This window comes from Microbulbifer sp. THAF38 (genome assembly GCF_009363535.1).
Classification (GTDB): domain Bacteria; phylum Pseudomonadota; class Gammaproteobacteria; order Pseudomonadales; family Cellvibrionaceae; genus Microbulbifer.
On the sequence record NZ_CP045369.1, the window covers coordinates 2,839,464 to 2,854,473 of the forward strand.

The following is a 15,010-nucleotide window of genomic DNA, read 5'->3' on the forward strand; positions in this document are numbered from 1 at the left end:
GTGGAATGCTCTTTTCACTTTTGATATTGTCATCAACATAATAACCATAGTGAGAGAAGCCCCCATGTCTATCACGTCCACTTCCACTGGCAGTCCCATGCTGCAATCTCTTGCAGAAATCCAGGAATATGAAAAAGTACCTTTGTTACAACGTTATCCCTGGGAAAACACCTACGATTTAATTCGGCAGGCCGCCCGTCTTTACCAACAAGATACAGCCATCGAATTTCTTCCCACCGCAGTACCAGATGAAGAAAGTGTGACTGTGAGCTACTCGCAGCTATCCGAAAAAGTTAACCAAACCGCCAATCTACTCCATTCTCTCGGCGTTAATTCGACAGATACCGTTTCATTACTATTACCCAACCTTCCTGAAACGCATTTTGCACTCTGGGGTGGACAAGCCGCGGGAATCGCCAGCCCTATCAATCCGTTGCTGGAACCGGAGCATATCGCCGAGATCATGAATGCCACCAAAGCCAAGGTATTAGTCAGCCTTGGGCAGGATCTCAGTGAGGAAATATGGGAAAAGGTAGCGCAGGTCATTAAGCAGGTTCCAACCTTGAAGGCACTGCTGCTAATCAGTAAAAAACCGGTTAGCACCCTATCCATACCTTCCGGCATTAAGGTAGAGAATTTTGTACTGGCTATTGCCCAACAGCCAAATGACCATTTAATTAGTGGGAGAACTATTCAAGGCGATGAAATTGCCAGTTACTTTCACACAGGGGGAACAAGCGGACGACCTAAAATTGCGCGCCTGACCCACAGCAATATTGCATTTGTTGCACAGCTGAGTGTGGACACAACATCCAGTAAGGGGAGATTTGCCACCCTCAGCGGCCTTCCTCTGTTTCACATTTTCGGCACTGTGGTCGCCGGCATTGGCACCCTGCTCGCCGGCCGCACAATTGTCATAATGACTCCCTCAGGTTTTCGCTCCCCTAATGTGCTCCCCAATTGGTGGCATCACGTCGCCCACTTCCGGGTACAGGGCTTTGCCGCCGTGCCCACTATTCTGGGCATCTTGATGCAAATTCCTGTGGGCGACAATGACATCAGCTGCCTGACAGATGTTGGCTGCGGGGCCTCACCTTTACCCGCAGCGCTTAAGAGTGCGTTTGAGGAAAAATTCAATGTGACAGTAAGCAACGGCTATGGCATGACAGAGTCCAGCTGCCTGCTGGCCCGCCCGCCAACCGATATGCAAGCACCTGAGGGCAGCGTCGGCCGCCGCCTCCCCTATATGGAAATGAAAATTGCCGAAGTGGATGGAAACCGACTAATGAGAACCTGCAACACCGGTGAAGTCGGTATTGTGCTTGCACGGGGGCCACATATTTTTTCAGGCTATCTCTCCGAAGAGGATAACGCCAAGGCTTGGGTTGATCACAGTTGGTTTAATACTGGCGATATGGGATATGTCGATGGCGATGGCAATCTTTATCTGACCGGGCGAGCCAAGGATTTAATCATTCGTGGCGGCCACAATATAGATCCAGCCTTGATTGAAGAACCACTAAGCCGTCACCCCGCCGTGGCTATGGCCGTTGCCGTTGGCCAGCCCGATGCCTATGCCGGTGAGGTTCCGGTGGCCTATGTCACTCTATATCCGTCCGAAAATCCACCCACAGAAGAGCAGCTTATCGACTACTGCCGCACTCAGATTTCTGAACGTGCAGCGATACCCAAGCGGGTAGAGATTATTGATGAAATTCCTCTAACCGCGGTAGCCAAGGTATTCAAACCCGCTTTGCGCAATCGCGCGACCGAATATGTTATTGGCCAGGCACTTCAGGAAAAAAATATATCTGCAGAGTTTTCTGCCCGTTTTGATAGTGCCCTGGGCCAGGTTGCAAAAGTTCGCCTGGAAAAACCTTCAACTAAAACGGTAGCAGAGGAGGCATTGGAAAATATTCCGGTAGCGCTGGAGATTGATTAAGCCCGGATATTTACGACTACTCACAAAATAATAATCAGTCATTGGGAAAACTGACGATGCCACAAGCTTATATCTATGATGGCGGTCGAAGTGCTTTTGGTCGCCATGGAGGTAGCCTTTCCAGTATCAGGCCAGACAATATGCTCGCGCATGTCATTAAAACCCTGGTTGAACGTAATAATTTCGATCACAAGCAATTTGAGGATGTGATTGCCGGAAACACCAATCAGGCCGGTGAGGACAGTCGTAATATCGCCCGCTTTGCCGGGTTAATTGCAGGACTGCCAATCTCCACCGGTGGTATTACGGTAAACCGCCTATGTGGTTCAGGCTTATCTGCCGTTGCCGATGCAGCCCGCTGCATCAGGGCCTCGGAAGGTGATTTGTTCATTGCCGGTGGTGTTGAATCCATGAGCCGTGCCCCTTTGGTCCTCTCCAAAGCAAGCAGCCCTTTCGATCGCACCCAGCAACTGGCGGATACCACTTTGGGTCCGCGCTTCACCAATCCCGATATTGTTGCAGAATTTGGCAGCCATACCATGCCGCAAACTGCAGACAATATCGCCGCAGACCTGAATATTCAGCGGGAAGAGTGCGATATCTTTGCACTAGCTTCACAAGCAAAATATGAAAGCTCGCGTATTGATGGCTTTTTTATTGATGAAATTATCCCTATCGAGGTGCCACAGGGCAGAAAGCAACCACCCCGCCTTATCGATACTGATGAGCATCCCCGCCCCGATGCCAGCCTAGAGCGCCTGCAAACACTACACCCATTGTTTGAAGACGGTGTAGTGACTGCCGGAAATGCTTCCGGAATCAACGATGGTGCCGCAGCACTCATTATTGGCAGCCAGGAAGCCGGCCAGGCCGTAGATCTCAAGCCCCGCGCACGTATTCTCGCCAGTGCTATTGCGGGAGTCGAGCCAAGAATAATGGGGTTAGGCCCGGTCCCAGCTACCCGCAAAGCATTGGCTCGTGCAGGCTTGAGCCTGGCTGATATGGATGTCATGGAGTTTAACGAGGCTTTTGCTGCACAGGCCATGGGCTGCCTAAAAATGCTTGAGATTGATTACGAGGACTCCAGGGTTAACCCCAATGGTGGTGCAATTGCAGTTGGGCATCCCCTCGGTGCCAGCGGAGCCCGGATTCTACTCACAGCACTACGCCAGCTGGAGCTTAGCGGTGGACGCTACGGGTTAGCCACCATGTGTATTGGTATTGGTCAGGGAATCGCAGTGATTATTGAGCGTATATAAAAACCGGCGAGACGCTCTAGGAGAAACCATCTAATAGTCATTTAAGATCTGGAGATAACAATGTCTACCGTAAATTATGAACTTATTGGCGATATTGGTGTTATTCGACTTAACAACCCCCCTGTCAACGCGCTTTCCCACGGGCTGCGCGAAGGCATTTGGGGAGAGATCAAGAGTGCCCAGGAAGATGCCTCTCAAGCACTGGTTTTAATATGTGAAGGCCGCACTTTTATTGCTGGTGCAGACATCACAGAATTTAGTAAGCCACCACAGGCACCTGCCTTATCTGAGGTGATTACAGAAATCGAAAACTCTCGTAAACCGGTGATTGCCGCTATTCACGGTACCGCATTGGGCGGGGGCTTTGAGGTGGCACTGGCTTGTCACTATCGCTGTGCCCTGGCATCTGCCAAAGTCGGCCTGCCTGAAGTTAAATTGGGGTTATTGCCTGGGGCCGGTGGTACTCAGCGCACGCCACGTCTGGCCGGCGTTGCGGCTGCACTAGAAATGATCACCAAAGGTGCCCCAATCCCGGCCGCGAAAGCCAAAAGCATGAAGCTGATCGATCACGTGGTTGATGATGATCTATTCGAAGGGGCCCTCGCCTTTGCTCGCGAGCTAATTGACCAGAAAGCCCCACCACGCAGAGTCCGGGACATCACTATAGATCCTGCCAGTATTCCAGAGGGCCTGTTCGAGGATTTCCGCCAGCGACTGGAAAAAAGAGCACCTGGTCAACTGGCCCCACAGAATATTGTCTCCTGTGTGGAGGCAGCGGTGAAGCTGCCTTTCGATAAAGGACTGGCTAAAGAGCTGGATCTATTTATCGAATGCCTACTCTCAAGTCAGTCCGCCGCCCTGAGGTATATGTTCTTTGCCGAGCGACGTGCGACAAAAGTTCAGGGGCTCTCCAAAGATACCCCTATCAGAGAAATAAACAGTATTGGCATTATTGGCGGCGGCACGATGGGGGGAGGTATCGCCATGAATTTTGCCAATGCCGGTATCCCCGTCAAGCTGCTGGATATCGATCAAGCTGCCGTAGAACGTGGCCGTGCAGTAATCGACAAGAATTACAATATCAGTATGAAAAAGGGGAAGATTACAGAGCCCCAAAAAGCACACTGTCTCTCACTAATCCAGGGCATCACTGACTACACCGACCTGGTAGAGGTAGACCTCGTTATCGAAGCTGTGTTTGAGAATGTAACGCTTAAAAAGGAAATTTTTTCCAAGCTGGACCAATACTGTAAACCCGGCACCATTCTCGCAACAAACACTTCCTACCAGGATATCGACCAGATCGCCGCTGCTACCAGTCGGCCAGAAGATGTTATCGGCTTACACTTTTTCAGCCCCGCCAACGTTATGAAACTTCTAGAAGTCGTTCGTGGCTCAAAGAGCGCCGACGATGTTATTGCTACCGCAATGCGGTTGGCAAAAACTATCAAGAAAGTTCCCGTGCTGGCCGGAAACTGTTATGGGTTTATTGGCAACCGGATGCTGCGGCCCTATGCCCGTGAAGCGCAACTCTGTTTGATAGAAGGAGCCACCCCGGAGCAAATAGATACCGTAATGCAATCCTGGGGCATGGCCATGGGGCCCATAGCGGTTGGAGATTTGGCCGGTCTCGATATTGGCCACAAGGCCCGCGAGGGCCTGAGCGAAGCAGAAAAAGGCGACCCCAAAACCTATTGCATTGCGGATGCTTTAGTAGAGATGGGACACCTGGGCCAAAAGAGTGGAGCCGGTTATTATCGCTATGACCCAGAAACTCGCGCTCGTACCAGTGACCCCGAAGTCCAAGCAATTATTGAGGCTCAAGCCAAAGCGCACGGGATAGAGCGGCGAGAAATCTCTGATAAAGAAATTCTTAATCGCCTTACTTTCTCCTTAATTAATGAGGGAGCCAGGATCCTGGAAGATGGAATAGCCCAGCGTCCCAGTGATATTGATGTTGTGTATGTTTATGGCTATGGCTTCCCTCCCCATCGTGGCGGCCCCATGTTTTACGCAGATAGCATTGGCTTGAAAAAGATCTACGATACTATTTGCACATTCCGTGACCTACATGGCGAAGCCAACTGGACTCCTGCACCATTGCTCGTCCAACTGGCAAAAGAAGGTAAAACATTTACGGACTGGGCAGACGATCAGCGATAGTATTCGCTTCTCAAGGGTAACCGGTAAAAGTACCGGTTACTTTTTTGCCAAAGTTGAGATATTTTTAGTTGGCAACACAATGATAAGGCCTGATACGTTAATAGAATCGAAACTACGACCGAGCCAAATGCGTCTTAATGAGCTTCAGCTCGAACAGTCACCAGAACCGCCAGATCACCACAAAGCGATCCAAGCCAGGGTTAAGAGAAACAATTGGAAAGGCATAGGTTACGCACTAGCCACCGCTATGGTTGCCAGTACAGCCGCCGCAGCCAGTAAATGGATATCACCCGCGGTACCAGTACCTTTAATAATTCTCAGCCAATACAGCATCTGCTTACTATTACTTATTCCCTGGCTGGTGCGCCAGTCACCCCAACAGCTCATAACACAACACTGGAAAACCCATTTACTACGCGGCTTTGCGGGCTGGCTCTGCTTCTTTTCCTACTTTTATGCACTCAGCCATATTTCATTGGTGGAGGCAGGCTTACTGCGCAATGCCGCCCCTATTTTTGTTCCGCTTGTAGCCTGGCTTTGGGCGCGTGCACAGATTCCCGCCACAAGCTGGCTACCCATTGTGCTTGGGCTGCTTGGTATCGCACTGATTCTTCAACCTGATATCCATGGTATCAGCAGTGGCCACGCCTTCGGCTTACTGTCAGGTATTACTCTAGCTGCCTCTATGGTGGGAACACGTATTCTGTCTCACACTGATAAGTCGAGTCTTATTTTATTTTACTATGTCCTTATCTCATTTATGTGCAGCCTGCCCCTAGGTATCCACTACTGGCAGTCAATACCTAGTTGGACCATTCCCTACCTAGCTTTTAATGGAGTTTCTGTTTTATTAGCGATATGGCTCTATACCAAAGCTTATAGTTATGCAAAACCCAGTGTAGTTTCACCAATCAGTTATTTTGGAGTAGTTATTGCTGGCATTTTTGGTTGGCTGATATGGCAACATCTGCCTAACACAATTGCGTTGATAGGAATTCTTATAGTGGTCATAGCAGGTCTGCTCACAGTGTTTTTCTCTACACAGCGGGCTGCCCGAACGCACCCTGTCCCTAACCAGTCTCCCATAAGGTAAATCCAAATGAACTGGCAAGATATAAAACAACCACCGTTTAATGATCATTTGGGTGTAAAAATTGATGAGTGGCAGGAAGGCCGTGTAGTGATCAGCGTAACCGTACTTCCTGAGCATTTGAATAGCCACGGAGTACCCCATGGAGGGTTTATCACAACGTTAATTGATATTGCCGGTTCCTACTGTGGTCTCTACTGCCCATATCCAAATCGTCGGCGTAAATCCCTCACGCTTTCATTAACAACCAATTTCACCGGTCGAGCCAAAACCAACCAGTTAACCGCCATAGGTAAGTTGACTAGCTCGGGGCATAAAATCTTTTATTCCTATACTGAAGTTTATGACAGTGTAGGAACATTGCTTGCAACTGGTCAGATGACAATGCGCTATCAAACGGGTAGTGAACCATAAAAAACTTAGAAAGATTTCTCAATCAAGCTGAAAATTGACTTATCTTATAGCAACCCCAGAATAAAAGAGCACCATCAAGCCACACAGAATATCCTTAGTTTTTATGGCAAGCAGATAACCCGATAAGATAGGCAGGACAAAACCGACAAGACCTCATAAAGCAGGTAAGTTTTCTCCATAACTGCAAACTTATGATATGGCTCCCGTTAAAAAACGCACCTTTCGGAAGCCATATCCTCCTATCACATAAAATATCAACAGATATTGCTTTCGCCATCTATTAAATGGTGAACGAAAAAAAATCCTCAGTAGCCTTTAAAAAATATAAAAGCCAGTAATGCAGTTAAAGTAGATACCCACCCAAGGATATAGCGTCTCATCGCTTTATTAGCTTTCTTTTTTTCAATCCAGGTTCTTGGGCTAACACCCTTAAACAGAAATACCACTTTGCTCGCCAAATTAACACAGACGATATTAATAGCAAGCAACAACCCTGCACCGCTAGCTAGATGCATCTGCCCACTGCCAATCATTATCCCCATTGTTACTGCAGGTGGAAGTAATGCTACTGCGACCATAACGCCAACTAAAACACCAGACAGCCCCGTAGTTAGGGATAGTGTTGCCGCTGCACCAGAAGCGAGAGCCAAAGCAATTGAATCCAGACTTGCATTGGTTCGAGACATGATTTCATGGTTATCGAACTGTCCAGGCCATAGTAATCCAATCCATACAGACATCCCGATGGCAATAATAATACCAACAGATAAGGTTTTTATTGAATTCAACATTAAGTCGCCATCACCTAGAGAAGTACCAAGACTTAGAGCTAGATTTGGCCCAAGTAAGGGGGCAATTACCATAGCCCCTATAACAACTGCGACATTATTCTCTATTAGCCCTATAGCTGCTACGGTTGTCGCCAATATAACTAATAATAAATAATTGGAATCAAGACGCGCCCCTCTTTCAATATCCTGATATAGAGATTCACGAATGATACTGGCCGATACATTCTCTTTTTTCTCCTCCACCTTAGCTTTTGGTAAGTCAGCATAGACAGGCAAAACTACTATACGAACACTGGGTTGTGCTCCCAAAATGGTCTGAAGAGTATCCAAGGTTTCTTGAAGTCTGCTATCATCGACCAGCATGCGCATTTGCTGCATACCGTCATCCCCTATAACTCCGCCTCTGAAGTCAACAGCCTTAACCTTGTTTGCAATTGCTGAGATAGTTTTATAACTCCCGGCATTTGCGATTATTTCTACATATTTCAATGGTAGCTCTCTTATTAATACCGCTTTCCAGCTTTATGATAAAATATCAATTCATATCGATAATTCTGTACAATCATAAATAAATAAATCAAAAAAATCTAATAATTATAGAAACAATTTACTTGGAACTTCCTTACCCCGATAAAACCGACCTGCACCTCGGCAAAGCTTCGACAATATAGTTGCTAGAAAAGGTTTCAATCTTTAAAGAAGCAATATTGTTAATGTACTAAACTATATTTACTTTAAGGCTAACTGAATACATTTAATTTCAGAAGAATTTATAAATTTTAGTTTGCAAATAGTGGCCAAATGCTACTATCAAGTTTAGCTAGACACACCAAAAATTCCGTTTAGAAAAAAATAAACCTATCGAACCTTAACATAATCACGACTCATCTTGAGAGTTAATATGAATATTCGATCTGCTTCTAGATTAAATACAGCCTGCCTTATATGGATAACACTTTAGTTATATTAGTGGGATAAGAGGCTTCAATTTGTAGTCACCTCTCACAAAAATAGAAACGAAATAGATCAGGACAAGAGAGATTAGTTTGGCTGAAAGCTGATCTCCTTAAGATCTTTGCTGGCATCAGTTTCTCCAGAAAGAGGTTTATTCTGAAGCTCATATGCTTCTCTATATTGATTAACGAGCCACTTATCCCAGTACTTTTGATCATAAAAATACGAAATTTTCTCTTTCCCAAGCCTACCAAGAACTGCAAGCCGCTCATCATCATAGATTATTGAATTAATATCCTTATAAAGCTCGCCACTTATATATACCCTTTCTCCAACTCCACCAAAATTTGAATAAGTGCCCTTGTACCAGTTTTCCTCATTAATAATGCCTATGTATGATTGAGAACCAATAGCAATTACTGGTCTATTACTTCCCAAAGCATCAAGAGCACTCCTTCCAGGAGCAACTACCAAGTCAGCCGACTGGTAAAATTTATTAAGTTTCTCTTCTTCCTGCCAGCCTGTGAAATTTATACATTGGCGATCAAGTTCTTTATTCAATTCATTTGCAGCTGACTCTAACATAGGTCTTCTAGGCCCATCACCGACAACTAGCCAATTCCAAGTTGTCAATCTATTCTTGGCTTGATAAGCCCAGGCATCAATTACACAATTAAGTATAAATTTTTTATCCAGCCCCATTCGACAGGAAAAAACAATTATTCGATCGTTTGCCTCTATTCCATTCGGAAAATAACAGCTTATTGCGTTTATACGGTCTAATCGCTCACTATGACCACTATAAAAAAGATCTGTATTAACAGCATTTGGGTAGATCAGAATTTTATGGAGATTTTTGACTCCCTTTTTGACAAGATGATCTCTCACACCAAGGCTCACACAAAAGATTCGGCTAAAATCATCGGAGTCTTCTTCTAAAGAGTCGGTATATTTTCCGTGCATCGTGAGCATAATTGGTATATTTAATTTTCTAGCGATTCTCTGACCAATTTCCCTAGAAGCAAAAGGATGTGCATGTACAATATCAAATTTAAGTGCACTGGCTATATGAGTTGCTGATCCAGAGGGGTCTTTAAAATCATCCTCAATTACATCCAGACCAATATCACGACATTGCTGAGCGAAAATTCCAGGCTTACATAATATTGTACAACGCCAACCTACTTTAGTGATTACTCTTGCTTGTGCATATACATGCGAATGAAGACCACCAAGTGGAGCCTTGAAGAAAACCGGGATAAGGATATGCATAATTTTTCCAATAATTGAACATTGATTTAAAATCAACTTATTCAACCCAGTAACAACTACCTTTACATCACCCAAAGAAAGAATCAGTTTAACAACGCATTATAAACACCTATTAAATAGTTTGATATTTATCCATACTGTTGGAATATTTATCGGTAACTCATTGCGATACGCTTTAGCAATCAATCACCTAATAACTCAAAAGTGATAATCATTAAGCAATGAACATCCTATCATAACCTTATAAAGGTTATATATAGCTCCAACATCCGTTATTAGGGAACCCCTGAACATTCCATGAAACCTCTGACCTAAAGCCTGGTTCGCAATCAAAGTGCAGCTTCGCAAGAGAGCCCAGACCTATCAAGAAATCACAACGCAGAGTGTGAATCGCCCTGAAAGATCCATAGAGCTGGATTTGAAAACTATAGTTACTATGTTACATATTTAAAAGGGCTATGGCCACTCTCTGAAAATACCTGAGGCCTTCAAAGCCTGCAGAAATATTTCTGAATTATTCAGAGATTCCCTATATAAATGCACTCAAGCCCCCCCTTGAATCAAAAGAATCAATTTGCCGGATTTGAAGTGCTGCGAATACTTCTCTTTTCCCTCTTGAATATACGCCTTAAGGGATTCCCCATTGTACGCCCGGCATCAGAAGCATAGATACCTGCACCCAAAACTATTATGGCTCCAAGTAAGGTAAGATTATCCGGCAGATCACCAAAGATAACAAAACCAATCACAACCGCCCAAAATAACAGGGTATAACTAAAAGGCTGTAAAGTAGAAGCTGGTGCGAAAGCCAGCGCCTTTATCAGTAAATAGTGGCCCATAGCACCAAGAAGCCCATTCAAAATCAACAATTGCCAGCCCGCCGAAGTTGGCTCAACCCAATTAAAGGGTGCTAACCCTCCGAAAACCATAAGTCCAATGAGAGCTGTATAGAATACCGTCGTATTCGAACTATCAAACTGAGCAACACGGCGTGAAAGCACTTGATATGCTGCCCACAAAATCGCTCCGCTGATAGGGATAACTGTGTGCCAACTCATGACACCTAATCCAGGCCGAATAATAACTAGTGTACCTAGAAAGCCTATAGTGACCGCAACCCAGCTTCCTCTATCCACCTTTTCTTTCAGATACCACCCAGCCATTAAAATAGCAAATAATGGTGCCAATGCTGCGATAGCATGCACATCAGCCAACGGCATCATACTGAAGGCAATGATGAATACCGTAACCTCAACCACTAGCAACAATGACCGTATGACTTGGATGCCAATAGCTTTACTACGAATTTCTTTTAACTGGCCAGTTAAGCCAGAAACAAGAATTACAATTAAGAAAAATATCGCAAAACGAACCGTCATTATTTCAACGATAGGATAGTTTTGCACGAGTAATTTGCCGGTCGCATCCATACCAGCAATGCAGAGCATAGCTAAAACACATAAAATTATTCCTTGACCACTTTTTATATTCAATTTTTCGACTTCCTAAAAATAAATCTGGGTGATTTCACACCCTTATCTAATTGATACAATCATCCGTCTACTATAATATGCAGTATACTTAGTTGAGCTGGCACGAACTGATAACCGAAACTTAAAACTTCTCGGCAAAAGAGAAAATAATAGTGGATACCATAACAAAGAGAAAACTTCTGCTAATTATATTTTTTCACTAAAATTACATTCAAATTTTCCTGCTTAACATCCTTGGTTTTAAGGAAAAAGAATACCTATTAACATACAACAAACACGATCTATCAGTATCATATTTTGAGTAACTCACTAAAAAATTAGTGTTATGTATCTGATTTAGTGGAATGCTAAACAAGTGAGCAATGGCTTTATCACCTTCAGGCTGGATTGCTAATACAGCCCCAAATGTGATATCTAAACCTTCAATTCTACGCACTACTAAATTTTGAATATTCATTCCTTGATGAGAATTAAAAGCTCGATAGTAAAGTCGACCTTTCCTAACTCCTCGAAAGTCTTAACGATCTTGTAGATGTTTGATGGTGCAACCCTAATCTGAGGTGAATCAATTTTTGGACATACAAAAGAAGTTGCACTGGTCATCATAGGAACAAAGAGTACAATGAATAGTAACATCGATAATTTCAAACGCACTTTACCCTCTGCTTTCTCTCTACTGATTATTTCATGTCTTCCGTAAGAGAATATGCCTGGATACTCTATTTTCAAGTAAACGAACTAACGCTGGGTCCATACAATTATAATTGTCAGGTATATCTAAACAGATCAGCTTTTTATCTTTTAGGAGATCCTTGAACTTCTTTGAGACTTTGTTTTTATGAGACTTCTCCATAACAAAGATGACATCAGACCACTCGATAAGGTCGCCACTCACAGTTGTTTCGGCATCACTATTAGTGCCTGCACCGATAGCATTGATACCCTCGTACGTAGAGAAAATCTCTTCACCTGTCGGGCTTCTCAACCTATTTTCACTACACACAAACAACAAATTCATGATAATCCTTCTTTTAGATAACGCATGTTATTGGCGTGGACCCTAGGGATAATGATCTTACTTTAGTGGTATGTAGTTTACTTTTTGGGCTTAAGATCTTTTATTATCTGGGCATCGATCCAGTACAAGTCTGACTGAGAGCCTTCCCTACCGTTTCGGTGAGGCACCATCCTATTGAAGAAAAGAAATTTTCCATCAGGAGTGATTTGTGGCCCACCTTCTTCCGCTTCTGTATTTACCTTGTCACCAAGATTAATCGCTTCCCCCCAGGAACCATCTTTTTGGCGAAAACTGATATAAAGATCATTACTTCCAAATCCGCTCTCTCTTTCGCCATCCCACATAATATAGCTCTCGTCAGGAGCAATATACGGATGGGCTTTCCACTTACCAGTATTGATTGTTTGAGGTAGCGGTTTCGGAACTTCCCATTTCCCGTCAATAAACTTTGAGTACCGAAGAATTCCATCACCGGCCGGACTACCTCTCTCATCCATGACCAAAGTCCCTTTGCCTGATGCTGTAAGGCCCATGATTTGAATGGCTTCAAATGCAGGGCCAAGGCTTTTCATTTCTGACCAACCGTCAGCCTGGAGTACTTTATATTTGGCACCGTAATGAAGGATCTTTCCATCTGGTGAGTGGAAGGGTTTTCGCACTCCAGTCGGCATTACTGTCTTGTGCCACTGATCACCTACTTTTTTAAAAATGACAGATTCCGGCTCTCTTGCATCACGCGAGTGCTTCCACCTACCGACATATAACTCCGTCATATCTAAGGAAAAGCTCCCAGCATCTCCCCACTCCTCTGTATTTACGATACCCGGTGCGAAGGGTTTGGCGACTAAACCCGGAGGCTTTTGCCCAAGGTAAGGCCCTTTAATTACCGGAAGTTCATCTTGGCTATAACTTTTATTAGCCATCAAAAGAATAGAAAACAGAGCGACAACTAAATTGTTAGTATGTTTCATAATTTAATCCCACCCGAAAACCTGTGCAGAGCATTTTATTACAATGTGCATGCATGATACTACTTGTAATTTATCAAGGCACTTATTCGTCTAATCGTCGTATTGTTGATATTTCTCCACCATCAATTTCTGTTGAAGTCCAGACGCCATTAGAATTGACTTCCTCGTACTTACATCTAAATCTAGGAGCTTTGAAAGGTTTTGAGCAAAAAATACCGTTCTTTCGTTGCTCCCAGACCCCCTTTACGACCGAGCCGTCCCTTGCCGTACTTCTAAAGGTGCCATCGGCAAGAATGACCTCTCTGTAAACTTTTCCATCAGAGGCGGTAACATCAAATACACCATAAGGAGGTTTACCATCTGCAGCGTATATTCCGACTTTCATGACTGACGACTCAGAGTCATCCAAAGCCAAGCATGCATTGCCGGAAATGGCAACCCCCAAAATAAATGATGCTAAAATTTTTTTCATGTCGTAAGGCTCTAAGATATTAATAATGAATGACCTCTATCCATCGAAGGAGAGATTCTACATATTACCTTACTAAACGGCAGCAGGAACACAACTTAGGCTGTTCCGTGGAAGACGGGAGCTTTGTGTCCCGAAAAATTCAGCAACTTGTCAACCTATTCCTCCTCATCGCTCCGATCCACCAGATCATCTGGAGAACCAAAGAGAATTTTTTAATTCATCACTGTTTTTATTACTCTTTCACCAAAGATAAGAGTAGGCCTTAATTTTCAGGGATCAACGAAAAATCACCCTGAGACGGAATAGTTTTTCATCAGCTTATCCTTCAGCGGATCTATTACTCTAATTTTAGTCGCGCCGACTAGGTCCAAACGCTTCATACGCCAATCATGAAACAGGAAACATATCCCTTACGAGTAAGGCATGCTTGTTGAAACACTCAATAGATTCCAAGTGCATCGATGTGCCTCTTTAAGTCGGCCAATCAAGAATTAATGCGTACTAAGTACTTTAGTGCCACACAAAAGGTCAAACGCTTTCGGAATGAAAATTTTGTATCGATAAGGAAAATCACAACTCCAATTTCTAGATGATTCTTGAGCCAACATTTACTGATTTGAAAGCGGCAAGTGCTTTGTAAGATATAGCTTCTAACGAAATTTTTTTAGGGGAGATATCTTAGTAAGACTCTGGATGCCATGCCTCTAGCTTGCAAGCCAAATTTATTAATTTTTTATATAGAACACTTACAGTTCAACTTCTTTTGTCGATTTTACTTCCGTATAAGTTAACACCCAATGCACAAGCAAATAATTTGTTACGACCCCAAAGCACCAAGTGCATTTTATACTGGGGTCTGTTAGTTATTTTTTACAAGCCCAAATATGTCATCCAGAACAGACTCCCCTTGTTCAGTAGGTGCTAATTCATATTGCCATTTGTGATCTCTTGAATATGAACTTGACCAACTCCAAGAATCATTAATGAACTCTACCAAATCAGACCCATCTGAAGTTTTCGAATTTTCAAGTGAATATGGCACCTTCGAGTCAGGCTTTTATTAATTCAGAGCCACCAAGCTTTTCGAATTAAGAGAGATTAAAAGCTCAATAGCTAGCTCAAACTTAGCTATTAGTCCCATTTCGAGGTTGCCAGAATTAATCTCAGAAAT

Annotated in this window: 11 protein-coding genes; 5 read left to right on the forward strand and 6 right to left on the reverse strand. The window is 44.0% G+C overall.

Annotated features, from left to right (window positions below; genetic code table 11):
• Positions 1-64: 64 nt before the first annotated feature.
• Genes FIU95_RS11960 through FIU95_RS11980 form a run of 5 tightly spaced genes read left to right on the forward strand, consistent with a single transcriptional unit; the run spans position 65 to position 6,868 of the window.
• Positions 65-1,942 (forward strand): acyl-CoA synthetase, encoded by a 1,878-nt coding sequence (locus FIU95_RS11960; RefSeq protein WP_152453995.1) that lies wholly within the window; start codon positions 65-67, stop codon positions 1,940-1,942.
• 56 nt (positions 1,943-1,998) lie between these two features.
• Positions 1,999-3,201 carry a 3-oxoadipyl-CoA thiolase gene (locus tag FIU95_RS11965; protein ID WP_152453996.1) on the forward strand — a complete coding sequence of 401 codons (1,203 nt, stop codon included), beginning with the start codon at positions 1,999-2,001 and terminating at the stop codon, positions 3,199-3,201.
• 60 nt (positions 3,202-3,261) lie between these two features.
• Positions 3,262-5,364 carry a 3-hydroxyacyl-CoA dehydrogenase NAD-binding domain-containing protein gene (locus tag FIU95_RS11970; protein WP_152453997.1) on the forward strand — a complete coding sequence of 701 codons (2,103 nt, stop codon included), beginning with the start codon at positions 3,262-3,264 and terminating at the stop codon, positions 5,362-5,364.
• Positions 5,273-6,457 (forward strand): DMT family transporter, encoded by a 1,185-nt coding sequence (locus FIU95_RS11975; RefSeq protein WP_253868600.1) that lies wholly within the window; start codon positions 5,273-5,275, stop codon positions 6,455-6,457. Before FIU95_RS11970 ends, FIU95_RS11975 begins: the two co-directional genes overlap by 92 nt.
• Before the next feature lie 6 nt (positions 6,458-6,463).
• A complete protein-coding gene (locus FIU95_RS11980) occupies positions 6,464-6,868 on the forward strand; it encodes a PaaI family thioesterase (protein ID WP_152453998.1) in 405 nt (134 codons plus the stop codon).
• A 305-nt stretch (positions 6,869-7,173) separates the two neighbouring features.
• On the opposite strand, the gene FIU95_RS11985 is transcribed toward FIU95_RS11980, so the two are convergent.
• From FIU95_RS11985 to FIU95_RS12010, 6 genes are all read right to left on the reverse strand, one after another.
• Positions 7,174-8,148: a TIGR00341 family protein gene (locus FIU95_RS11985; RefSeq protein WP_152453999.1), complete on the reverse strand. Its 975-nt coding sequence runs from the start codon at positions 8,146-8,148 to the stop codon at positions 7,174-7,176.
• 552 nt (positions 8,149-8,700) lie between these two features.
• Entirely contained in the window at positions 8,701-9,930 is a 1,230-nt protein-coding gene (locus FIU95_RS11990) for a glycosyltransferase family 4 protein (RefSeq protein ID WP_152454000.1), read from the reverse strand.
• A gap of 524 nt (positions 9,931-10,454) precedes the next feature.
• On the reverse strand, positions 10,455-11,378 hold the full coding sequence (locus FIU95_RS11995) for a DMT family transporter (RefSeq protein ID WP_152454001.1): 924 nt from the start codon (positions 11,376-11,378) through the stop codon (positions 10,455-10,457).
• 685 nt (positions 11,379-12,063) lie between these two features.
• The gene (locus tag FIU95_RS12000) at positions 12,064-12,396 is read right to left on the reverse strand and encodes a low molecular weight protein tyrosine phosphatase family protein (RefSeq protein ID WP_152454002.1); all 333 of its coding nucleotides are present in this window, start codon (positions 12,394-12,396) and stop codon (positions 12,064-12,066) included.
• A gap of 77 nt (positions 12,397-12,473) precedes the next feature.
• Complete coding sequence (locus tag FIU95_RS12005; protein WP_152454003.1) at positions 12,474-13,367, reverse strand: PD40 domain-containing protein; 894 nt, start codon at positions 13,365-13,367, stop codon at positions 12,474-12,476.
• An 82-nt stretch (positions 13,368-13,449) separates the two neighbouring features.
• Positions 13,450-13,839, reverse strand: a complete 390-nt coding sequence (locus tag FIU95_RS12010) for a hypothetical protein (RefSeq protein WP_152454004.1) — start codon at positions 13,837-13,839, stop codon at positions 13,450-13,452.
• Between the last annotated feature and the right edge of the window lie 1,171 nt (positions 13,840-15,010).

Excerpts from the sequence above, each read along its gene's own strand:
- FIU95_RS11960 (WP_152453995.1), top strand. The coding sequence starts at position 65 with ATGTCTATCACGTCCACTTCCACTGGCAGTCCCATGCTGCAATCTCTT.
- FIU95_RS11965 (WP_152453996.1), top strand. The coding sequence starts at position 1,999 with ATGCCACAAGCTTATATCTATGATGGCGGTCGAAGTGCTTTTGGTCGC.
- FIU95_RS11970 (WP_152453997.1), top strand. The coding sequence starts at position 3,262 with ATGTCTACCGTAAATTATGAACTTATTGGCGATATTGGTGTTATTCGA.
- FIU95_RS11975 (WP_253868600.1), top strand. The coding sequence starts at position 5,273 with ATGGCGAAGCCAACTGGACTCCTGCACCATTGCTCGTCCAACTGGCAA.
- FIU95_RS11980 (WP_152453998.1), top strand. The coding sequence starts at position 6,464 with ATGAACTGGCAAGATATAAAACAACCACCGTTTAATGATCATTTGGGT.
- FIU95_RS12000 (WP_152454002.1), bottom strand. The coding sequence starts at position 12,396 with ATGAATTTGTTGTTTGTGTGTAGTGAAAATAGGTTGAGAAGCCCGACA.
- FIU95_RS12005 (WP_152454003.1), bottom strand. The coding sequence starts at position 13,367 with ATGAAACATACTAACAATTTAGTTGTCGCTCTGTTTTCTATTCTTTTG.
- FIU95_RS12010 (WP_152454004.1), bottom strand. The coding sequence starts at position 13,839 with ATGAAAAAAATTTTAGCATCATTTATTTTGGGGGTTGCCATTTCCGGC.